Below are 21,631 nucleotides of genomic sequence, written 5' to 3'. Positions count from 1 at the left end.
GTCACGCCAGAAGCGGGTTGGCGAACAGCAGCAGCAGCGCGATCACCAGGCAATAGATTGCCGTTGTCTCGATCATGGCCAGGCCGACGAAAAGCGTGCGCGAGATCGTGTTGGCCGCTTCCGGTTGGCGCGCGATGGCGTCCATCGCGGCGGCAACGGCGCGACCTTCGGCCAAGGCGGGGCCTATCGCGCCGAAAGCCACGGTAAAGGCCGCACAGACGATGCTGACATGGCTGAGATAGTCCATCAGGTTTCCTTTTCGGTTGGGAAGGTGGTCGGACCCGCATCGGTGCCGGGGGCCTTGCCCGGCTCGACGGCGGCGGCAATGAAGACCATCGCGAGGACCGCGAAGATATAGGCCTGTACCAGCCCGGTCAGCAGATCGAGCGCCATCAGCGGGATCGGCACCAGAAGCCCGGCCAGCGAGGCAACGATTCCGATGACGAAAACACCGCTCATCACATTGCCGAACAGGCGCACGAACATCGAAAACACGCGGGTCACGCTGGACAGCATGTTGAGCGGAATCATCAGCGGGTTGGGCGCGGCGAACGACCGAAGGTAGCCGCCGACACCGCCGCTGCGCACGCCGAACCAGACCACCGAGAAAAAGACGAGGATCGCCAGCGCTGCATCGGTTTCAAGTTGTGCCGTGGGCGGGGCGACCCCCGGCACGAGGGATGACCAGTTGGCCACCAGGATGAACAGGAAGAGCGTGCCGATGAACCCCCGGTAGGGCGCAGGCCTGGCCCCCGTGGTTTCGGCGATCTGCGTGTCGAGCGTGTCGACCAGCAGTTCAAGCGCCGCTTGCCGCCTGTCTGGCAGCGCATCGAGCCTGCGGGTCAGAAGCGCCGCGCCTAGCACCAGAACGGCCATGATGACCCATGTCGTGACGACGGATTGGGCGATCGGAACCGGGCCAAGCTGGAACAGGATGGTGGAGTCGAGCGGTGATTTCATCGCTGCTCCTCCTTGTGCTGGCCCAGCATCACGGCTTTCACCGTCAGAACGCCTGCCAGTGCCGCCAAGAGGGCAAGACCGCCCAGCAGCACCGCAAGATAGAAGCCTACCCCGATCATGATCAGCCGCCCCAGCGACAGGGCCAGCGCCAGCGCCGGGCTGCCGCCGTTGACGATCAACGCGGTTGTCCAGCGCAGGGCACGGAAATAGGCGAGGCCCAGAAGCAGCCCACCTGCGAAGCAAAGTGGCAGGATCAGGACAAGGGGAAAAATCTCGGCCATGGTCATCGCGCGTTCATCCATTTCCAGGCGGTCCAGCCGCCAAGGCAAAGACCCAGCAGCATGAATGGTGCGGTCCAGAAGATCCCGCCGGACAGGCGGGCATCCATCCAGCGTCCCACGAACAGACCGGCAAGCGTCGGGATGACCAGGATCCAGCCCAGGATCCCGATCTGCGCCAGCCTGCGGCCCACGGACATGTCACCCTCGCGCAGCCAGCGCGCGCGCCTGTCGCGCCGCAACTGGGTCTCGCGTACAAGGGGGTCGTCCTCGGGTTTTGGCGGGGGGGCCTGCGTCATTGGAATTCACCCGCGTTTGCGCTGGGCTTCAGGCGGCTGATCATGCGGCGTATGGCATGCAGTTGCAGGCGGACGGTTTCGACATGCTCCACCCGTTCCTCGTCCTCTTCCGTCTGGAACCGCGCCAGCACCTGGCGGTCCAGAATGCCCAGGTCGTCCCCGGTCACCGCCTCGCGCGTGGCGATGTTGACCATGGTCTCTTGGTTGTCTGCACGGCTGACGGTCATCACCCCGCCGCGCAGGGCACAGAACCGTTCTGTATCGTCTTGTCGCCAACTGACAATCGACACCGCGAGGGCCGTCAGAAAGGGGGCATGGCCGGACAGCACACCAAAGCTTCCGGTTGCATCCTCGGCGCGCAGGCTGTCGACCTGAGCATCCACGATGACGGACAGGGGTGTCATGATCCGCAACCTCATGCCGCATGCCCGGTGCTGGAATCCGTCTGCGCGGCGTTCTTTCGTCTTGCGTCCTCGATCGTGCCGACCATGTAGAGCGCGCTTTCCGACCAGTCGTCAGCCACCCCGTCCAGGATGGCGCGGCAGCCTGCCAGCGTGTCGGCCAGCGGGACAGTTGCCCCCTTGGTGCCGGTAAAGGCTTCGGTCACCATGAAGGGCTGCGTCAGGAAGCGCTGCAATCGTCTTGCGCGCTTGACCAGCAGCCTGTCCGCCGTGCTCAACTCCTCGACCCCCAGAAGCGAGATGATGTCGGCCAGTTCGCGGAACCGGGCCAGAGCCTGGCGCACTGCCTCGGCGATCTCGTAATGGGTCTGTCCCACGACCAGCGGATCCAGCAGGATCGAGGATGAGGCCAGCGGGTCGATGGCCGGATAGAACCCTTCGGCGGCCTGCGCGCGGCTGAGGACGATCACGCAATCCATATGGCTCGAGATGGTGGTGACGGCCGGATCGGTGAAATCGTCCGCCGGTACATAGACCGCCTGTATCGCGGTCACCGCCGACCCGGCGACCGAGGCGATGCGCTCCTGCAGGCGGGCAACCTCGGTGGCGAGCGTCGGCTGATAACCCACCCGCGACGGCATGCGGCCAAGCAGGCTTGATACCTCGGCCCCGGCCTGGACAAAGCGAAAGACATTGTCCATCAGCAGCAGGACATTCCTGTGCTGATGGTCGCGGAAATATTCCGATATGCTCAGCGCCGTCAGCGCCACGCGCCAGCGCGCGCCGGGCGGTTCGTTCATCTGGCCGTAGACCAGAACGGTACGTTCCAGCACGCCGGACCCCTGCATTTCGGTCAACAGCTCGTGGCCTTCGCGGGATCTTTCCCCGATACCCGCAAAAACCGATATCCCCTGGTATTTTTCGACCATGGCGCGGATCAGTTCCATCACCAGAACTGTCTTGCCCACACCCGCGCCACCGAACATCGCGGCCTTGCCGCCCTGCGCCATGGGGGTCAACAGGTCGATCACCTTGATCCCCGTTTCAAACACATCCGTGGTGCGCGTCTGGGACTGCAGGGCTGGTGGCGGGGCATGGATCGATCGGCGCGGCGTGTCGTCCGGCAGCGGGCCGCCATTGTCCTGCGGCGCGCCCAGGACATCCAGAACCCGACCAAGCACGGCCTTGCCGACCGGCACGGTGACGGGCGCGCCCGTGGCCGTGACCGAAACGCCACGGGCCAGACCGGCCGTGGATTGAAACGCGACGGCACGGACCGTGGTCTGATCAAGATGGCTGTGCACTTCGAGGATCAGCGCCGCAGGCTTATCCCACGCGACGACCAGCGCCGAATTGATCGGCGGCAGATCGCCCGCCGCAAAGACGACATCGACCACCGCGCCGCGCACCGCGTGCACGACCCCTTGGGGTGTGGGCGACATCAGTGTCTGTTCCGGCGGATTCTTCATGTTTCGGACCTCCGAGCAGGGGAACTCGTACGTACCTCACGACATGAAGCTAGGAGAGCGGGGGACGGGGTGCCTTGATCTGTGTCAGTCTTGGGAAAGGGTCAGACAGGGGGCGGCGCCACGGGATCAGGCGAAGCGCCGGTTCGGCGAGAAGGCCGCGATCGGCAGATTGGGCATGCGCCCTTCTGCCAGATCCGCCACGATCCGCCCTGTGATGCCGCCCAGCGTCAAGCCCAGGTGCTGATGCCCGAAGGCATGAATGATCCGGTCTGAATGCGGGGCATGCCCGATGACGGGCATGCTGTCGGGCATGGTGGGCCGAAACCCCAGCCAGTGGCTGTCCGGCTGTGGCAGCGGGCCCAGCAACGCGGCACCCTTTCGCGCGATATAGGCCAGTCGACCTCGGTTTTCCGGTGCGCGAAGGCCTGCGATTTCGACGGTTCCGGCCAGCCGCAGACCTTGCGCCATCGGCACGGCGTAAAAGCCCCCTTCGGCCCAACCCACGGGCCGGGTGATCCGATGCGCATCATTGGAAAAGATCAGGTGATAGCCCCGTTCGGTCCCCAGGGGCAGGTTTTCCGCGCCCGAACCCCTGATCGATCCCGCATGGGCCCCCGCGGCGATGACCACGCGCGTGGCTTCGACCTGGGTATCGCCAAGCATCACCTCGACAGATGTGCCATAGGCGCGTGTTTCGCTGACCCGGGCTTGCCGCCATTGGCCGCCAAGCGCCAGAAAGCGGCGGTGCATCCGGTTGATCAGCTCTTGCGGGTCCCGGACCGAGCGCGCGGCGGTATAGTGAACCGCCCCATGGATCGGCAGGCGTAGCCCCGGTTCCAGGGCAAGTGTGTCTTGTGGCCCAAGGACCTCGAAGGGAATGCCGAGCGTCTTGCGAAACGCCAGTCCGGCTCTTTCACCTTCTGCGGCGTCCTTGGTGGACCAGACCGTCAGTTGTCCCCGGTTGACGATCAGATCCTCGGCCCCCGCTTCGGCGATCAGCGGGTTCAGGCCCGCATCCGCATGGCCCATGATATCGGCCAACTGCCGCGCGATGTGATCGGAGCGGGCCGGACGGCAGTTGGCCAGGAATGACAGCATCCACCGCGGATGGCGCAGCGCATGCATCAGGTCAACCGACAGCGGGCTGTCGCCGCTTGACAGCAGCCGGGGCAGGGCGCGCAGCACGGCGGGGCTGTTCACCGGCATGACGGCATAGGTCGCCAGCGTGCAGGCATTGCCGAAACTGGTCCCGGATCCCGGCGGGTTCGGATCGCAGAGCATGACCTTCAGGCCGCGTTTCTGCGCCCAAAGCGCCGAAGCGGTCCCCACGATCCCCGCGCCGACGACCACAAGGTCGAAATCCTGCATGCCCTACCCCCCTTGCTGTGCGCCGAGGTGGCCATGGGGCATCCGCCTTGTCAATCTGCCCGGCGTCTTTCAGGTGTGTCCGCGCACAAAAGCTGCTGCCCTGCGCATGCAGAATTGCGATGCGCCGAAACTGACTTTAGGGTTCCGGCATGTTCGCATTCGTCGCCGCCGTCTTCTTCCTGATCATCACCCCTGGTCCCGGCGTCCTGTCCACGGCGGGGGTCGGATCGGGCTTTGGCTTCAAGGCAGGTTCGCGATATGTCCTGGGCCTGTTCCTGGGCACCAACCTTGTGGCGATCGCTGTCGTCAGTGGACTTGCCGCACTGGTCCTTGCCGATCCCCGCATCCGCACCATCCTGTTTGCGCTTTCCTTTTCCTACCTGGCCTATCTTGCGTTTCGCATCGCCTTTGCCGGAAACCGGGTGGCCTTCATCGAACGGGCCCGCCCGCCCGGTGTCGGGGGCGGTCTGCTGCTGCAGATCGTCAATCCCAAGGCCTATGCCGTGAACACCGCCCTGTTCACCGGATTTGCCTTCCTGCCGGGCAACTATGCCCTTGAGGTGGCGATCAAGTTCCTGATCATGAACGCGATCTGGATCCCGATCCATTTTCTGTGGCTGATGGCGGGGGTCACGCTGCACCGGCTCGACCTGTCCGAGCGTAGCCATTCCCTGATCAATATCGCGATGGCCCTGTCGATGCTTGCGGTGGTCGCGATCGCGGTGATCGCCCAGCTGCGGTAGCAACCCGCCATGCCTGATCCGTCCCCCACAGCTTGCGCCCCTAGGGGGTGTTGGCCGCCCCGCAATGCAGAAGATGCGCCATCATCCGGCTGACCGCTCCGGTGCGCCGCGTGCTTCCCGGTGCAACAAAATAGGCCCATGGGCTTTCGGGGCGCAGGGCGAATGGTTCGACCAGCAAGCCCCGATCCAGATAGAGCCGTGCCAGCGATGTAACGGCAATGGTGACACCCAGACCCTGAACCGCCAGTTCAAGCGCGACATTGGAACTGTTCGAGCGGAACTGCGCGCCTGCCGCCAGATCGACCTGACCCAAGGCCGGATCGTTGCCGGCCTCGGCCATGAGTGACCAGTATTCCTGCCGTCCCGACACCAGAATGCGTGGGAGCGCCGCAAGATCCGCCATATGCCCGCAGCGGTCGGCCCAACCGGGCGCACAGACCAGCGAAAGGGTTTCAGGCCACAGGCGTCTTGCGCCCGGGGGAACCTCGTCATGACGACAGACCGAGATGGTCAGATCGGCGATCGGATCCTCGCCCGTTTCCCAGACAGTGCCGTGGATCGTGACCTCGATGTCGGGATGCGCGGCATGAAAGCTGGCGACGGCCTGCGGCAGCCAGTTTTCGGCAAGGCTGACGGGGCAGGCCACCATGACGGTCCGGTCCCGACCTCCCGAGGCGATGGCGTCGGTTGCCGCGTCGATCTGGGCCAATGATTGTCGCAGTGTCGGCAGAAAGGCCGAGCCCACCTCGGTCAGTTGCAGGCTGCGCGCATGGCGCAGGAACAGATCACGCCCGACATATTGCTCAAGCGCCCTGACCTGACCGCTGATGGCCGCCTGGGTATAGCCCAGTTCGCGCGCTGCTTTCGTGAAGCTCAGATGCCGGGCCGAAGCTTCGAAGGCGCGGATCAGGTTCAGGGGTGGTGGCGGTCTTGTCATGATGCCTTCGTCGCCAGTGCCGTGGTCGGTGCAGGCATCCTTCACGTGCCATGATGCCCATGACAACGTTTTATTTATGGCAAGACCCCGAAACATCCACATGCACCCCTGCATGCCTCCGTCTATCTTGGGTCTTGCCTGCGGCGCGCCGGTGCGTTCAAGGGCCTACAGGTCAAGGAAAGGACCCTCGATGACCGAAGAGCGGCGCAGCGGCGGGCGGCGTGGGAAGGCGGCGCGGACGGGCGCCGGACTGGTCCAGTTGCCCTGGCGCAACGTGGAAAATCCCTATGCTCCGCTAGAGATGGCCGACCCCGAGGCCATGGACAGGCTGCATGCGACCTCGATCCGCATTCTGTCGGAACTGGGCATTCGTGTTGTCGGTGACAAGATCATCACCTTGTTTGAAAAGGCGGGCGCGCTGGTCGATCGTGACAGCGGGATCGTACGGATCGACGAAAGCATCGTGACGGCGGCCCTGGCCACCGTGCCGCGCGCCTTCACCCTGACCCCGCGCAACCCTGCCAGACGTCTGACATTCGGGGGGCGGGCGCTGAACTTCGGTCTGGTGGCGGGGCCGCCCAATGTCCATGACAGGCTGCGGGGGCGGCGTCCCGGCAACATGGCGGACTATGCCGATTTCATCCGCCTCGCACAGCATTTCAACGCGATCCACATGATCGGCAACCAGGTGGCGGCACCGCAAGAGTTGCCGACAAACACCCGCCACCTTGATTGCTACCTGGCCAACCTGATGTTGTCCGACCGGGCCTATCACTGCACGGCGATCGGGCGCGGCCGCGCGATGGACGGCATTCGGATGATGGCGATATCGCGGGGGATCACGCTGGACCAGATCGCCGCCGATCCCGGCGTGATCACGATCATCAGCGTCAACTCGCCCCGCTTGTTCGACCAGGAGATGGGCGAGGGGCTGATCGCCATGGCCGAACATGGCCAACCGGTCACGATCACTCCCTTCACGCTGATGGGGGCCATGACCCCGGTGACCCTGGCCGCAGCATTGGCCCAGCAGAACGCCGAGGCGCTGTTCGGGATCACGCTGACGCAACTGGTGCGCCCCGGTGCGCCGGTGATGTACGGGGCTTTCACCTCGAACGTCGACATGCGCTCGGGCGCGCCGGCCTTCGGCACACCGGAAAACACGCGGGCCAATGTGATCGCGGGGCAGTTGGCGCGGCGCTATGGCTTGCCTTACCGCAGTTCGAATTCCAACGCCTCGAACGCCTGCGATCTGCAGGCCGCCTATGAAACCTCGATGGCGACCTGGGGCGCGGTGATGGGGGGCGCAAATCTGATCTATCACGCGGCCGGCTGGCTGGAGGGCGGTCTGACGGCCAGTTTCGAAAAGCTGGTTCTGGATGTCGAGATCCTGCAGAACATGATGGAAATCCTGCGTCCCTTCGATGCCTCGGAGGCCGAGCTTGGCTTTGATGCCATCGCAGGCGTTCCCACGGGCGGGCATTTCTTTGGCAGCCCCCATACGATGGAACGCTACGAGACCGCCTTTTACCGTCCTCTCCTGTCGGACTGGACCAACCATGGCGCCTGGGAGGCGGCGGGATCGCATGATGCGCTCGATCGGGCGACAGGCATCTGGCAGCAGGCGCTGAAGGATTACGAAGAACCCGCCATAGACCCGGCCATCCGCGAAGAGCTGGAGGCCTATGTCGCCAACCGCAAGCAGGACATCGGACAGGACGAACCATGAGCACGACCCAAGCCAACACCACGGCAAAACCCTTGCCAACCCATGCCCCTGCCGTCGTGATCGGTGGCGGGCTTGTCGGCTGTTCGATCCTGTATCACCTGGCGCAGAAAGGCTGGACCGATGCGGTCCTGCTGGAGCGGTCCGAACTGACATCCGGGTCGACATGGCATGCGGCGGCCAATATCCACGGGCTGCACGACATCACCAACATCAGCCGCATCCAGCACTACACGATGCAGCTTTACAAGACGCTCGAGGCCGAAACCGGCCAGGGTTGCGGCATCTTCCAGCCGGGCTCGCTCTATCTGGCGCAGACCGAGGCGCGTGAACACCAGCTGCGCATCCAGGCAGCCCGCGCGCGACGCTATGGCATGAACTTCCACGAGGTATCGCGCGACGAGGCCGAGCGTCTGCATCCTCTGGTCGATTTCGAGGGTATCCGCTGCATCATGTACGAACCCGACGGTGGCAACGTGGATCCCTCGGGCGTGACCCATGCCTATGCCGCCGGTGCGCGGGCGCTGGGCGCGTCCATCCATCGCTTCACCCCCGTGACGGGCACCGAGGCGCAACCGGATGGCACATGGATCGTGCGGACCGAACGCGGCGATATCCGCACGCCATGGGTGATCAACGCGGCGGGCCTGTGGGCGCGCGAGGTGGCGCGGATGGCGGGGCTGACCCTTCCGCTGGTGCCGACGGAGCATCAGTATTTCGTCACCGAAACCATTGCCGAGGTTGCGGCCCTGGGGCGTCGCCTGCCGTCGGTCGCGGATCGCGACGGCGAATATTACCTGCGCCAGGAAGGGCTTGGCCTGCTGGTCGGCGCCTATGAGCGCGACATGCGCTTCTGGGCCGAGGACGGCACGCCACAGGGGTTCGGTCACGAGCTTTTCGCCGATGATCTGGACCGGATCGAACCGAACATGCTGCGCGCGATCGCGCGTGTTCCCGCCGTGGGGCAGGCCGGGATCAAGCGGGTCATCAACGGTCCGATGATCTGGTCACCCGACAGTTCCGCGTTGTTTGGTCCCGTGCCGGAAATGCGGGGATACTTCTGCTGCTGCGGGATCATCCCCGGTTTTTCCCAGTCGGGCGGTCTGGGCAAGCTGGCCGCCGAATGGATCGTCGAGGGCGAGCCGGTGCTGGACATGTTCAACTGGGACATGGCCCGCTTTGGCCATTGGGCGGACAAGGCCTTTACCCGCGCGCGGGTCGAGGACCAGTATGCCCATCGGTTCAAGATCCATTTCCCGACCGAAGAACGCGCGGCGGGCCGCCCCGTTCGCTGCCGACCGGCCTATGCCATGCAAAAGGAAATGGGCGCGGTCTTTGGCCTGAACTTCGGCTGGGAACATCCGCTGTGGTTCGCCGAGACGGGCGAACCGAACGAAGAAACCTATGGCTTCACGCGCCAGAACTGGTTCGGCCCCGTTGGCCGCGAGGCGCGGATGCTGCGCGACAGGGCGGGGATCATCGACATCTCGAATTTCGCCAAGTACCGCGTGGCCGGTCCGGGGGCGGAACCATGGCTGAACGCCTTGTTTGCCAACCGCATGCCGGTGCGTGTTGGCCGGTCCTGCCTGACACCCCTTATCGGCGCACGTGGCGGTATCGCGGGTGATTTCACGGTCACCCGTCTGGGCGAGCAGGAATTCTGGGTGATCGGGTCCGGCATGGCCGAAAGGTTCCATCAGCGCTTTTTCCGCGCCATACCCCTGCCGGAAGGCACGACATTCGAAAGCCTGACCGACAGCACTTGCGGATTCAATGTCGCAGGCCCCAAGGCACGCGACCTTCTGGGTCGGCTGACAAATGCGGATCTGACGAATGCCGCCTTTCCCTTCATGACCTCGGCCCGCATTACCGTGGCGGGCGTGTCCTGCGTCGCGCTGCGCGTCAGCTTCACCGGCGACCTGGGGTGGGAACTGCACTGCGCCGACCGGGATCAGGTCGCGCTCTACACCGCACTTCTGGATGCCGGCAGGCAGATCGGCGCAGGTCCGGTCGGAAGCCGCGCCTTGGCCAGTTTGCGGATCGAAAAAGGCTACGGCTCCTGGGGGCGTGATTACAGCCCAGAATACTGGCCCCAGGAGTCGGGGCTGGACCGCCTGGTGAAGACAGACAAGGCGTTTCTGAACAAGACGGCCTGGGAAGCGATTGCCGCCAAGCCGCCGCGCGATGTGATGACGATGCTGGAGATCCAGTCCGACGGTGCCGATGCATGGGGTGGCGAGCCGGTCTTCCTGGCCGACGGCAGCCCGCTGGGCCAGGTGTCATCGGGTGGCTATGGCTTTTCCGTCGGCAGGTCGCTGGCCATAGCCTATCTCAAGGCTGGCATGGTCGGGCCGGGCGACAGGGTCATGGTCTCGATCCTGGGACAGGACACGCCCGCGACCGTGTTGGAAAAACCACCCTTTGATCCTGAAGGCCTGCGCCTGCGTGCGTAAGGGGGAAAACGGGCCGAGGGCATGTTCGTGGTGGCACCGCACTGCGCGATCGGGGCTTGCCTGTCCCGATTGCAGCCCTAGGGTTGCGAGGTCTGAACACCTGCAATTTCCAGCAACGGAACCCCCATGATCGCAGCCGCCCTGGCCGTTCCCGGCGACATCAATACAGTGACTGGCGGCTATATCTATGATCGGCGGCTGCTGGAGGAATTGCGCGCTGCCGGGCGCGGCATGCAGCTTGTCACCTTGCCCGACAGTTTTCCCTTTCCGTCGCCGCAAGAGATGGACGCGGCCATGCCAGCCTTGCTGGCCCTGCCCGAGACCTGCCCCGTGATCATCGATGGTCTGGCCTTCGGGGCGCTGGACCCGGCAAGGGTGGGGCTGATCAAGGCGCCGATCGTGGCGCTTGTGCATCATCCTCTGGCACTGGAAAGCGGGCTGCCGCAGGATGTGCAGGATCACCTCTGGCGAACCGAGCGCGACAACCTGCGCCATGCAGCGCAGATCATCGTGCCCAGCCCGCACACGCGGGAGATCCTGTCCGAACGCTACGATGTTCCTGCCGCGCGCATCCATGTGGCTTTGCCCGGAATCGATCTGCCGGTGCCGGACACGTGGGACGCGACTGTCGCGCCGCAGGGCGCACCCTTGATCCTGTCGGTCGGCATTCTGCATCCGCGCAAGGGCCATGATGTGCTGATTGATGCATTGGCCCTTGTCGCCGATCAGGAATGGCATGCCGAAATTGTCGGCAACCCTTGGGAAAAGGGCCATTACGACGCGCTGCAGGACCGCATTCGCCAAGCCGGGCTGTCAGACCGGATCAATCTGGCCGGTCGCGTATCGGATGAAGCGCTTGAGCAGCTTTACCGGCGTGCGTCGATCTTTGCCCTGGCGACGCGCTACGAAGGATACGGGATCGTATTCAACGAAGCCCTGGTGCATGGCTTGCCCATCGTGTCCTGCCGGACAGGCGCTGTGCCCGACACTGTTCCCGCAGCGGCGGGCCTTCTGGTTGCGCGGGACGATGCCACGGCCTTTGCGGGGGCTTTGCGGGCGCTGCTGACCGATCAGTCCTTGCGCACAGACATGGCCGAGGCCGCGCGGCAGGCCGGGGCGCGCTTGTCATCGTGGGGCGAAACCGCGCGGATTGCCGGTTTTGCCCTGGATGCCGCCATGGCGGGCCGCACATGAAGGAAAGGCCGTTGCAAGACGATCTTGCCCTGGCGCAGCGCGCGGCATGGGCGGCGGGCGATATCCTGATGGATCACTGGTCCCGCAGGCAGAACCTGCGCGTGACACAAAAGCGCGCGGGCGATTTCCTGTCACAGGCCGATCTGGACGCCGAGGCCTGCCTGCGCGATGCTTTACTGTCTGCCTGTCCCGGCGATGGCTGGCTGGGCGAGGAAACCGGCGCAAGCGCTTCCGGTGCGCAACGCCGCCGCTGGATCGTGGACCCGCTGGATGGAACCACCAATTTCCTGCGTGGCATTCCGCATTGGGCGGTGTCCGTCGCGCTTGAGGTCGATGGCGTTCTATGCGTCGGTGTTGTGCATGATCCGGCCAAGGCCGAAACTTTCTGCGCCAGTACCGGGTCAGGCGCCTGGCTGAACGGTGCACCGATCGCGGTTGCGGATACTGCCAGCCTGTCAGCGGCCCTGTTCGGCACGGGTATTCCCTTTGGCGGGATGGATCACATCGAAGATCATGCCGCCGATATTGCCCGGCTGATGCCCGCCTGTGCCGGTGTGCGCCGCATGGGGGCTGCGGCGCTTGATCTGGCTTACGTGGCGGCCGGGCGGCTGGACGGTTTTTGGGAACGCCGTTTGCGCTCCTGGGATATCGCGGCCGGTTTGGTGCTGCTGCGTGAGGCGGGCGCGACCGTCGGCGCGCTTGATCCTGCGGAAGCCCCCGAGGATCAGGGCACCGTGCTGACCGCATCGCCAGCCCTGTTCGATGATTTCGCCGCGCTGTTGCGCAATCAGCCGGCGGATTCCGGGCCGGCAAGACGCGCGTAAAGGTCACCCGATCCTGCGGTCGCGGGCAGGCTGTCCAGCCAGGCCCGCGTTTCCGCCGCATCGCGCCATTGCGGCCAGAGGAATGCGCCGCTTTCCCCTTTCACCGGGTTGAACAGGTAAGGCCCCAACTCCATCAGCCGGTCGATCACCGCGTGGGTTAGACCCGGCAATCCGGGCAGGTATTCAACCGACACCATGTCCACGGGCTGGGTCAGGCCAGACAGCACCTCAAGCTCGAACCCTTCGACGTCGATCTTGATGTAGCGCGGAAGCCCTTCTTCCGCGATCAGCCGGTCAAGGGTCGTCACCTGCACCTGCTGGGTGCGATCCCACCGTACATGTTCGAACCCGTGGGTGGCGCTTGCATCCTCGACAAATCCGGTCTTCAGGGACGAGACAGTAGGGTGCAGGGACGAGACCGCCATCTCGGCCATCGTTTCGGCGCCGCCGGCCGCGGCTGCGACAAGCCGGATATCGCGCGGCAGCGTCAGGCGCAAAAACCCGGTGAATGGCGCCTGCGGTTCCAGCGCCACCACGCGGGCCCCGGCGGCCCGCATCGCCCGGGCCCGCGTGCCCACATGCGCGCCGACGTCGAAGACAAGATCGCCCTTGCGCAGCAAATCACGATAGAACCGCCGCAAGGGCACTGTCCTCACCGGATTGTGATAGATCACGATCGACCTCAGTAGGCCTATCCAGACACCCAATGCCAAGCTCTCTCTCCTCGGGAAACAAGCAACGATCACGTGCAAGACGCAGATAGTGCAACTTTCCAATGATTCAGCCCGTATGCGCAGAAGATTGCCCAAGCGGGTCAAACCATCACGGAAAACGAATGCGTGGTCTTGTCTGCATCCGTGCAATGCTAGTTTGAGGGGGATAGAATTGAATTTTGGTTGTCAGATGAACGCACTCCGCCCGGCCCTGGCCTCTGCTCGCATTGATCAAGACCTCTTGTCCCCGTTCCTTGCACCCAGCCTGCTGGAGCTAGTGATGCGGACGAAGGGCGACATGCGCATGGGTCTGCCCGTCCTGATCACCCATGAGGCAGAGGCCTGTCTGGTCGTCGCTGTCGAAACCCTCAGCCAGGAGCGGCTTGATGCGGTCATCGCCTGTGGCGCGGGCGCGGGTCTGGTGCTGACGCGCAATCGTGCGGCGATCCTGGGGATCCTTGATGCAGAGGCCTTGCCGACCGATACGCTGGTCTTGCCGGTGCCGCAGGGCGCAAGCCTGACCTGGCTTCTGGCGATGGCGGATCCGACCCGCGCGATCCTGCGTGACGCATTGCCACTGCCCGATGCCCATGCGGACGGGGTTGTGCCGGGGACGATGATGCACAAGGCGGGCGTGGCGCTGGCGAAAGCGGCCCAGTTGCTGCCGGCCGTCGTGGCGGTGCCTCTGGCGCCCGGCGCGCAAGCCGACGCTTTGACCCGGACCGATCTGAACGGTCTGTCGGCGCTGCGGGCGCAGGACATATTGGTCGAGCTGTCAAAGGAACGGATGCAGCACCCCGTTTCCTCGGCAAGGCTGCCGATGGCCGTGCATGACACGGGGCGCGTGCATGTGTTTCGGCCCGATGACGGCGGAATCGAGCATTACGCGATCGAAATCGGCACTCTCGATCCCGCTGGTCCGGTGCTGGTGCGCCTGCATTCGGCCTGTTTCACGGGTGATGTGCTGGGCAGTCTGAAATGTGATTGCGGTCCCCAGTTGCATGCCGCGACAAAGGCGATGGCCGAAGCGGGCGGTGGCATCCTGCTCTACCTCAACCAGGAGGGGCGCGGGATCGGCCTTGCCAACAAGATGCGGGCCTACGCCCTGCAGGATCAGGGTTTTGATACGGTCGAGGCCAACCATCATCTGGGGTTTCAGGATGACGAACGCGATTTCAGGATCGGTGCTGCGCTGTTGTCACGACTGGGGGTCGACCGTGTGCGCCTGCTGACCAACAACCCGGCCAAGCAGGCGATGCTGGACAAACAGGGCATTGCGGTCACGCAACGCGTGCCGCTTGTCGTGGGCCAGACCCCGCAGAATGCAGCCTACCTGGCAACCAAGGCCGCGAAATCCGGACATCTTTTCAAATGAATGCACTTGCCCTCTGGTGTGTGGCCCCCGACCGCGCCGAGATCAGGCCCGGCCATGTCGCTGCGGATGGCGTCGCGGTCGAGGCCCTGTTTTCCGGCATCAGTCGGGGAACGGAACGGCTTGTCGCGGCGGGGCGCGTGCCCATGTCCGAACACGAGCGGATGCGCGGACCGGGCATGGAGGGCGACTTTCCCTTTCCGGTGAAATACGGCTATTGCAGCGTCGGCCGCGTGACCGAAGGCGCGCTGGCCGGGCGCTGCGTCTTCGCGCTTTTCCCGCATCAGACCACCTATCGTCTGCCCGAAAGCATGCTGTCGCCTTTGCCCGATGGTCTGCCACCGGAACGTGCGATCCTGGCCGCGAACATGGAAACTGCGCTGACGATCCTGTGGGATAGCGGTGCCGGTGCGGGTGACCGGATCGCGGTGATCGGTGGCGGTGTGGTCGGCGCGCTGGTGGCGTGGCTGGCCGGGCGCTTGCCCGGCGCAGATGTGACACTGGTCGATATCAACGCGTGCCGCGCGTCTTTGGCTGGTGCCCTCGGGGTCGCCTTCGCGCAGCCCGACGCGGCGCCGCAGGAATGCGACGTTGTCATTCACACCAGCGCGACCCAGGCGGGGCTGGCGCTGGCGCTGTCGCTGGCCGGGCAGGAAGCCACGGTTGTCGAGGCCAGCTGGCACGGCGACGCCCCCATTCAGGTGCCGCTGGGCGGTGCGTTTCACAGCCGCCGCCTGCGGCTTGTCAGCTCGCAGGTCGGCCACCTTCCTGCGGTCCGGCTGCCGCGCTGGACCTATGCGCGCCGGATGGGCAAGGCGCTGGAATTGCTGTGCGATCCAGGGCTGGATGCCCTGATCTCGGGCGAAAGTGCCTTTTCCGATCTGCCGAACGATTACGCCCGTATCCTGTCGTCACCCGATACCCTGTGCCACCGCATTCGCTACTGAAATCACACCCGGAATACCCCTCAAGGAGCCCAAATGTACGCCGTTGAAGTCCGTGACCACATCATGATCGCCCATTCCTTTCCCTCGCCGGTCTTTGGCCCGGCGCAGGGCGTGCATGGCGCCACCTTTACTGTCGATGCCGCATTTTTCGCCGATGATATCGACGAGCTTGGGCTGGTCGTCGATATCGGCCTCGCGATCGAGGCATTGGCGGCCGTGCTGGAACCCCTGCGCTATAAGAACCTGGACGAGGTGCCCCAGTTCAAGGGCATCTTCACCACCACCGAATTCCTGTCAGGGCATATCTTCCGGGAAATGGCCGCCAAGGTCCGATCCGGCGCACTGAAGGACAGTGGGCGGGTCAAGCGGTTGCGCATTACTCTGCACGAAAGCCACATGGCGCGTGGCTGGTTCGAGGCGGAGATCTGAGGGATGGGGTTCAGCGCCGCCTGGCTTGCCCTGCGTGAACCGGCCGATCATGCGGCCCGGGACGCGGCGCTGTTGCGCGCGGCCGCAAAGACCGCGGGCCCGCAGGCGGTGATTGTCGATCTGGGGTGTGGAACCGGGTCGACCATTCGCGCTTTCTCGGGTCTCATGGCCGAGGGGGCGGCATGGCGGCTTGTGGACAATGATCCCGAACTTCTGCGCCATGCCTCGGCGGCGGCACCGGGGGGCGCGTCCACGCACAGGATCGACCTGCGTGATCTGGATGACCTGCCGCTGGATGGGGCCAGCCTTGTGACGGCTTCGGCCCTGCTTGACCTGTGTTCCCTTGACTGGGTCGAACGCCTTGCAGCTCGGCTGGCGGATCACCGACTGCCGCTCTATGCCGCGCTGAGCTATGACGGCGTCATGCATTGGACGCCGTCCCATAGCGCCGATGCGCCGGTGACCAGTGCATTCAATCGCCATCAGGTTGGTGACAAGGGCTTTGGACCCGCGCTTGGGCCGGGCGCGACAGACGCCATGGCAGCGGCGCTGGAACGCCGTGGGTATGCGGTGCACCGTGCCGACAGCCCCTGGCAGTTGGGGCCCGACCAGTGCGCGCTGCACCGTGAACTGATAGCGGGTATCGCAACGGCGGCGGCGGAAGCGGGCGAAGAGCAGGCCATGGCATGGGGCGGCGCCCGCGTCGCTGCCGCAGAGACGGCGCTTTGCCACATCGGCCACACCGATTTTCTGGCCTTGCCGCCAGGCGCGCCATGACCGGCCGGAAAGGAGGACAACGATGCACAATGTGACCGTTACCCCCGAGGTGTGGGAGCGTATCCTCGCCATCCGGTCTGGCCGGGCCTGTTCCTGCTGCGGTACATGGTCCGATGGTGAACGCGCAGCACTTGACCTTTACGGACCACTTGCGCGCCGCGATCTTGGTCCTGTCACGATCGCGCAGATCGGTCAGTCCCTGGACGGTCGAGTTGCGACCGTGTCAGGCGATGCGCGCGATGTGTCCGGCCCCGACGGTCTGGCGCATCTGCACCGGATAAGGGCGCTTGTGGACGGGGTGATGATCGGTGTCGGCACGGCGCTGCATGACAAACCACGCCTTGACGTGCGGCTGTGCAGTGGCCCCAACCCGGCGCGGATCGTGATCGACCCGAAGGGTCGCCTGCCCGATGACGCACCGGCTCTGCGCAACGATGGGGCCCGCCGCTTCGTGATTCAGGCCGTTGATCGCAAACGCCCCGCCGGGGTCGACGTGATCCGCCTACCGCTGGAAAACGGCGTCTTTGCGCCCCAGGCCATTCTGACCGCATTGCATGAGGCGGGATTGTCCACGCTGTTGATCGAAGGTGGCGGGATCACGATTGCCGGCTTTCTCGAGGCGCAATTGCTGACCCGGCTGCAGGTTGCCATCGCCCCATTGCTGATCGGGGCAGGGCGGGCGGCCTTGACGACACCCACCGCGCCGCTGACCCTTGCCGAATGCATCCGGCCTGAAACACGTGTCTTCGGTCTGGGTTCGGATGTGGTGTTCGATTGTGGCCTGACGCCTCTTGCCAATGCGGCGGCGCTTCCCTTGCATGACCGGGCCAAGAGCGGTGCATGCCAGACGGCGTCCTACCTGTCCTGATGATAGGCTTTGGTGGATCATCCGGGCCCGGCGCGCTGGACTGCGTAAGCTGGAACATCCATCGCGGTCGCGGTCAGGACGGTCGCATCGACCCGGATCGGACGGCGCATGTCCTTTTGTCCGAAGTGCTGGTGCCGCGTACTGCCGTTCTGGTCCTGCAAGAGGCGGATGAAGAGTGTCGCCCGCATCGCGGCGTCCTGGATATCGGACGAATCGAGGATCAGAGCGGGCTGCGCCATGTGCACAGGACAGAGGCATCACGCTGGGGTCCGGACAGCCACGGCTTTCTTGGCGTGATCGTGTTCCTTGCCCCCGATATCGAGGTGCAGGATATCGCGCTTCTGGATCTGCCGGGACATTGCCACAGAGGCGCGGTCGTGGTCGACGCAACGCGGGGCGGGCATGCCTTTCGCGTGATCGGCACGCATCTGTCCCTTGGGCAGCCGTTGCGTATCGCGCAGATGCGGGTCATTGGCCAGCATCTGCGCCGCCGGTCCCCGCGCCAGAACCTGTTGATCGGTGATCTGAACGAATGGCGCCCCTGGGGCGGTCTGGCCATGTCGCCACGGCTGCTGGGGCAATCCCTGTTCGGCACCGCCAAGGCCAGCTTTCCGGTGGCGCGGCCTATCCTGCCGCTGGACCGGATCCTGACCTCCGCGCCGGGCCGCGTTGAAGACATGCGCGCGCTGGACGGTCCGGGCATTCGTATCGCCTCGGATCACCGCCCGGTCGCGGCACGTGTCACGCTTGGCCCTTCGACATGATGTGCAGCGGGCGCAAGGAACCTGCCAGTGCGTCCTCAGCGATGTGGGGGCCACATCCGGCCCATGATCCCGTCGCGTTTGATCAGGCCATGTTGCAATGCTGCCCCAAGATGCAGTGCCAGCAGAACCACCAGCGCAAGGGCACCCGCGTAATGCAGCGACTTCGCCGCATTGGCCAGCGCTTCGGACCTTGGCAGAAGGCTGCCAATGCCAAGCGCATCAAGCATCTCGATCGGAAAGCCCCCGGCCCGCACCCGCACATAGCCGGATACCGGCATCAGCACGATCAGCGTGTAGAGCAGCCCATGCACCCAGGCCGAGACACGTTTCTGCCAGGAGGGCAGCGATGCGGGCAGCGGCGGTGGTGGATTGCGCCACCGATAGAGCAGCCGCACCAGAACCAGCAGGGCCACGACAACGCCCATGTTCTTGTGAAACAGGAACAATGCGTTCTGCAAAGGCCGGCTGAGCCCCTGCTGGACCATCAGGAATCCGACCGGCACCATCGCCAGCACAAGCGCCGCAACCAGCCAATGCAGCCAGCGTGCGGGCGCCTTGTAACGATCCTGTTGTGGCAGCATCCCGACCTCGCATATCACCTTGTTTTCAGTTAGCCGGAAACGGCGCCTGGTCAAGCGCGGCCTGACCAGCCACAGCGCCCGCATCCCTTGACTGCCTGGCCTCTACACTAACTCTGACGGATGAAACCCATGTCGCATGATGCCTTGATGCCTGACCGCGCGCGCGTGATGACGCCACGCCTGGGCCTGTTGATCTGGGCGGCCTGCACGGCCCTTGCCATGCAGGCGGTGAACATGGCCCTGTATGCTGCCCCGGCTTTGGCGGTAATGCCCGCATTCGCGCTTTTGGCCGCAGGGGTGCTGCTGCTGTGGTGGCAACTGCCGGCCCATTATCCGCATCCGCGGTTTGGAGGATGCAACGGGGTCACCTTGCTGCGGGCCGGGCTTGGTGCCAGCCTGTTGACCCCGCTGCTGTCCGGTGATGCGGGTCAGGCGGCTTGGGGCGGATGGGCCGTGGCCCTTGTGGCGTTGTTTGCCCTTTTGCTGGATGGGGTCGATGGCTGGCTGGCGCGGCGTCAGGGTCTGGCCTCGGGTTTCGGGGCGCGTTTCGACATGGAGATCGACGCAGGCTTGGCCCTGATCCTGGCGCTGCATGCCTTTGCCGATGGGATGGGCGGTGTCGTGGTTCTTGCCCTGGGTGTCATGCGCTATGTCTTTGTTGCGGCGTCATGGGGACTGCCCTGGATGGCCGCGCCCCTGCCCGACAAATTCGGGCGCAAGGTGGTATGCGTGATCCAGATCGCGGCGCTGATCGCCTTGCAGGTGCCAATCCTGGGAAGCGGCCCGGCGCTGGGCATTACCTGGGCCGCAGTTGCGGCCCTGATCTGGTCCTTCGGGCGCGACACCCTCTGGCTCTGGAGGCACCGATCGTGACCCAAGCCCCCTGGCGCCGCTTTGGCGCCCTTGCCCTGTCGGCGGTCTTTCTGCACCTGGTCCTGATCCAGCCAAACCATCCTGCGGCCATGACATGGGGGGCGTTGGGCAGTTTTGCCCTTGAATGGCCCTTGCTGCTGCTGGCCCTGCCCGTGATCGGTGACGGGCGCGCAGGGCGCCTGTTGCGCGCGGTGCTGACATTGACCCTGACCGTGATCGTCGTCCTGAAAGCAGCCGATTTCGGCATGTTCACGGCCTTTACCCGTGGCTTCAACCCGGTGGGTGACATGCCCTTGATCGCGGCGGCCTTTCGCCTGACCTGGGGATCGATCGGCCTGCTGCCTGCGATTGCGGCCGTGCTTGGCGTTGCAGCTTTGATGATTGCCATTGCCGCCTGCCTGTGGTGGGCGATGGGCGTCTGGGCCCGCCTGTCGCTGCCGCGCCCGGCGCAGTTTGCATCCGGGTTGGCGGCCTTTGTCGCACTTGGTCTTGCCGTGGCCGATGTCGGATCGATCATGGCGCGCTGGCCTGTTCCATTCAATGCGCCGGGTACTGCCTTCACCGCCCGCGTCGGGTTGGAGCGCGCATTCCTTGTGCGGGACACGCTGGCCGATCTGCGCACTTTCAACGATCTGGCGCGCGCCGATCCCTTTGCCGCGCGCGGCGGGCTTCTGGACCGGATAGATCGGGATGTGCTGGTCGTGTTCGTCGAAAGCTACGGGCGCACCAGCATGGACACGCCTTTTTACGCGCAGCAGCATCGCCCCCTGCTTGAACGCGCAACGCAAGACCTGCGGGACGCGGGTCTGGCCATGCAATCGGCCTACCTGACCTCGCCCACCCGCGGGGGGCAAAGCTGGCTGGCCCATGCCACCTTTGCCAATGGAATGCGGGTCGATGGGCAGGCGCGCTATCAGGCGGCGCTGGCCAGCGGGCGCGAGACACTGTTCCATATCGCGGCCAGGTCAGGGTTTCACACGGCGGCGGTGATGCCAGCGATCACGCTGGACTGGCCCGAGGCGGCCTTCATGGGGTTTGAAACGGTGCTGCCCGCAGCCGACCTCGGGTATCGGGGCCTGCCCTTCAATTGGGTCACGATGCCGGATCAGTTCACCTTGGCTGCACTGGACAGGCTGTTGCGTGAAGCCCCGTCCGACCGCAATCTTTTTGCGCAAGTAGCCCTGATTTCGTCACATGCGCCCTGGGTTCCGATCCCGCAGCTGGTTCCCTGGGAAGACCTGGGCGATGGCACCGTCTTTGACGAGATGGCCCAATCCGGCGACCGGCCCGAAGTGGTCTGGCGCGATCATGACCGGGTACGCGATCAATACCGCCAGTCGATCACCTATGCGCTTGAAACCTTGGTCGCCTATGCGATCCGCCATGCCGATGATCCCCCTTTGCTGATCGTTCTGGGCGATCACCAGGCGGCGGGTTTCATCGCGCTAGATGAAAGGCCGGATGTGCCTGTCCATCTGATCGGTCCGCCCGACTTGCTGGCGCAGGTTGCCGACTGGGGGTGGACGCCGGGATTGATCCCGACGGATAGCGCGCCGATCCTGCCGATGGAGGCGATGCGCGATCTTCTTCTCAGCGGTTTCAGCACGCAGCCCCGTACCGGGGCATCCCTGCCGCTGTCCGCAAATGGGGGCTAG

23 protein-coding genes are annotated in these 21,631 nt (G+C 64.9%); 13 read left to right on the top strand and 10 right to left on the bottom strand.

Annotated features, from left to right (window positions below; all coding sequences use genetic code 11):
- Window position 1 precedes the first annotated feature (1 nt).
- The 7 genes from ACMUJL_RS11445 to ACMUJL_RS11415 form a co-directional block, all read right to left on the bottom strand.
- A complete protein-coding gene (locus ACMUJL_RS11445) occupies window positions 2-247 on the bottom strand; it encodes a F0F1 ATP synthase subunit C (protein WP_068288178.1) in 246 nt (81 codons plus the stop codon).
- Window positions 247-960, bottom strand: coding sequence for a F0F1 ATP synthase subunit A (locus ACMUJL_RS11440; RefSeq protein WP_375568167.1), 714 nt, complete (start codon window positions 958-960; stop codon window positions 247-249). The genes ACMUJL_RS11445 and ACMUJL_RS11440 overlap by 1 nt, the downstream gene beginning before the upstream one ends.
- Window positions 957-1,262, bottom strand: coding sequence for an ATP synthase subunit I (locus tag ACMUJL_RS11435; RefSeq protein ID WP_375568169.1), 306 nt, complete (start codon window positions 1,260-1,262; stop codon window positions 957-959). The genes ACMUJL_RS11440 and ACMUJL_RS11435 overlap by 4 nt, the downstream gene beginning before the upstream one ends.
- Window positions 1,244-1,537: an AtpZ/AtpI family protein gene (locus ACMUJL_RS11430; protein ID WP_068288169.1), complete on the bottom strand. Its 294-nt coding sequence runs from the start codon at window positions 1,535-1,537 to the stop codon at window positions 1,244-1,246. The genes ACMUJL_RS11435 and ACMUJL_RS11430 overlap by 19 nt, the downstream gene beginning before the upstream one ends.
- A complete protein-coding gene (locus tag ACMUJL_RS11425) occupies window positions 1,534-1,941 on the bottom strand; it encodes a F0F1 ATP synthase subunit epsilon (protein ID WP_375568171.1) in 408 nt (135 codons plus the stop codon). Before ACMUJL_RS11425 ends, ACMUJL_RS11430 begins: the two co-directional genes overlap by 4 nt.
- Window positions 1,942-1,952: 11 nt before the next feature.
- Window positions 1,953-3,407 (bottom strand): F0F1 ATP synthase subunit beta, encoded by a 1,455-nt coding sequence (atpD, locus tag ACMUJL_RS11420; protein WP_375568173.1) that lies wholly within the window; start codon window positions 3,405-3,407, stop codon window positions 1,953-1,955.
- Window positions 3,408-3,533: 126 nt separating this feature from the next.
- Window positions 3,534-4,775, bottom strand: coding sequence for an NAD(P)/FAD-dependent oxidoreductase (locus ACMUJL_RS11415; protein WP_375568175.1), 1,242 nt, complete (start codon window positions 4,773-4,775; stop codon window positions 3,534-3,536).
- A gap of 149 nt (window positions 4,776-4,924) precedes the next feature.
- On the opposite strand from ACMUJL_RS11415, the gene ACMUJL_RS11410 reads away from it, so the two are divergent.
- A complete protein-coding gene (locus ACMUJL_RS11410; RefSeq protein ID WP_375568177.1) occupies window positions 4,925-5,518 on the top strand; it encodes a LysE family translocator in 594 nt (197 codons plus the stop codon).
- 40 nt (window positions 5,519-5,558) lie between these two features.
- Here ACMUJL_RS11410 and ACMUJL_RS11405 read toward each other — a convergent pair whose 3' ends face one another.
- Window positions 5,559-6,500 (bottom strand): LysR substrate-binding domain-containing protein, encoded by a 942-nt coding sequence (locus ACMUJL_RS11405; protein WP_375568179.1) that lies wholly within the window; start codon window positions 6,498-6,500, stop codon window positions 5,559-5,561.
- Window positions 6,501-6,645: 145 nt separating this feature from the next.
- Between ACMUJL_RS11405 and ACMUJL_RS11400 the strand changes: the two genes are divergently transcribed.
- The 4 genes from ACMUJL_RS11400 to ACMUJL_RS11385 all read left to right on the top strand — a co-directional run bounded on the left by ACMUJL_RS11400 (window position 6,646) and on the right by ACMUJL_RS11385 (window position 12,652).
- The gene (locus tag ACMUJL_RS11400; protein WP_375568181.1) at window positions 6,646-8,184 is read left to right on the top strand and encodes a trimethylamine methyltransferase family protein; all 1,539 of its coding nucleotides are present in this window, start codon (window positions 6,646-6,648) and stop codon (window positions 8,182-8,184) included.
- 32 nt (window positions 8,185-8,216) lie between these two features.
- The gene (locus ACMUJL_RS11395) at window positions 8,217-10,634 is read left to right on the top strand and encodes a GcvT family protein (protein ID WP_375573932.1); all 2,418 of its coding nucleotides are present in this window, start codon (window positions 8,217-8,219) and stop codon (window positions 10,632-10,634) included.
- Window positions 10,635-10,760: 126 nt separating this feature from the next.
- Entirely contained in the window at window positions 10,761-11,828 is a 1,068-nt protein-coding gene (locus tag ACMUJL_RS11390; protein WP_375568183.1) for a glycosyltransferase family 4 protein, read from the top strand.
- Window positions 11,825-12,652 carry an inositol monophosphatase family protein gene (locus tag ACMUJL_RS11385; RefSeq protein WP_375568185.1) on the top strand — a complete coding sequence of 276 codons (828 nt, stop codon included), beginning with the start codon at window positions 11,825-11,827 and terminating at the stop codon, window positions 12,650-12,652. Before ACMUJL_RS11390 ends, ACMUJL_RS11385 begins: the two co-directional genes overlap by 4 nt.
- Here ACMUJL_RS11385 and ACMUJL_RS11380 read toward each other — a convergent pair.
- Entirely contained in the window at window positions 12,616-13,299 is a 684-nt protein-coding gene (locus ACMUJL_RS11380) for an FkbM family methyltransferase (protein ID WP_375573934.1), read from the bottom strand. The two genes, ACMUJL_RS11385 and ACMUJL_RS11380, sit on opposite strands and share 37 nt — an antisense overlap.
- A 346-nt stretch (window positions 13,300-13,645) precedes the next feature.
- On the opposite strand from ACMUJL_RS11380, the gene ribA reads away from it, so the two are divergent.
- From ribA to ACMUJL_RS11350, 6 genes are read left to right on the top strand one after another with little or no spacing between them, the layout of a single operon-like run.
- The gene (ribA, locus tag ACMUJL_RS11375; protein WP_375568187.1) at window positions 13,646-14,740 is read left to right on the top strand and encodes a GTP cyclohydrolase II; all 1,095 of its coding nucleotides are present in this window, start codon (window positions 13,646-13,648) and stop codon (window positions 14,738-14,740) included.
- Entirely contained in the window at window positions 14,737-15,684 is a 948-nt protein-coding gene (locus ACMUJL_RS11370) for a zinc-dependent alcohol dehydrogenase (RefSeq protein WP_375568189.1), read from the top strand. Before ribA ends, ACMUJL_RS11370 begins: the two co-directional genes overlap by 4 nt.
- 33 nt (window positions 15,685-15,717) lie before the next feature.
- Complete coding sequence (locus ACMUJL_RS11365; RefSeq protein WP_375568191.1) at window positions 15,718-16,113, top strand: 6-pyruvoyl trahydropterin synthase family protein; 396 nt, start codon at window positions 15,718-15,720, stop codon at window positions 16,111-16,113.
- 3 nt (window positions 16,114-16,116) lie between these two features.
- Window positions 16,117-16,890 carry a methyltransferase domain-containing protein gene (locus ACMUJL_RS11360; RefSeq protein ID WP_375568193.1) on the top strand — a complete coding sequence of 258 codons (774 nt, stop codon included), beginning with the start codon at window positions 16,117-16,119 and terminating at the stop codon, window positions 16,888-16,890.
- A 22-nt stretch (window positions 16,891-16,912) separates the two neighbouring features.
- Window positions 16,913-17,758, top strand: a complete 846-nt coding sequence (locus tag ACMUJL_RS11355) for a RibD family protein (protein WP_375568195.1) — start codon at window positions 16,913-16,915, stop codon at window positions 17,756-17,758.
- Window positions 17,731-18,522 carry an endonuclease/exonuclease/phosphatase family protein gene (locus ACMUJL_RS11350; protein ID WP_375568197.1) on the top strand — a complete coding sequence of 264 codons (792 nt, stop codon included), beginning with the start codon at window positions 17,731-17,733 and terminating at the stop codon, window positions 18,520-18,522. Before ACMUJL_RS11355 ends, ACMUJL_RS11350 begins: the two co-directional genes overlap by 28 nt.
- A gap of 35 nt (window positions 18,523-18,557) precedes the next feature.
- On the opposite strand, the gene ACMUJL_RS11345 is transcribed toward ACMUJL_RS11350, so the two are convergent.
- Window positions 18,558-19,103 (bottom strand): cytochrome b, encoded by a 546-nt coding sequence (locus ACMUJL_RS11345; RefSeq protein ID WP_068288639.1) that lies wholly within the window; start codon window positions 19,101-19,103, stop codon window positions 18,558-18,560.
- Window positions 19,104-19,232: 129 nt separating this feature from the next.
- Here ACMUJL_RS11345 and ACMUJL_RS11340 point away from each other — a divergent pair, with 129 nt between their 5' ends.
- Entirely contained in the window at window positions 19,233-19,976 is a 744-nt protein-coding gene (locus ACMUJL_RS11340) for a CDP-alcohol phosphatidyltransferase family protein (RefSeq protein ID WP_375568199.1), read from the top strand.
- Entirely contained in the window at window positions 19,973-21,631 is a 1,659-nt protein-coding gene (locus tag ACMUJL_RS11335) for a sulfatase-like hydrolase/transferase (RefSeq protein WP_375568201.1), read from the top strand. Before ACMUJL_RS11340 ends, ACMUJL_RS11335 begins: the two co-directional genes overlap by 4 nt.

This window comes from Seohaeicola sp. (assembly GCF_048006315.1).
In the GTDB taxonomy this organism is placed as follows: domain Bacteria; phylum Pseudomonadota; class Alphaproteobacteria; order Rhodobacterales; family Rhodobacteraceae; genus Seohaeicola.
Note: the sequence above shows the minus strand (reverse complement) of the source record. Positions and strands in the feature narration are given on the sequence as shown.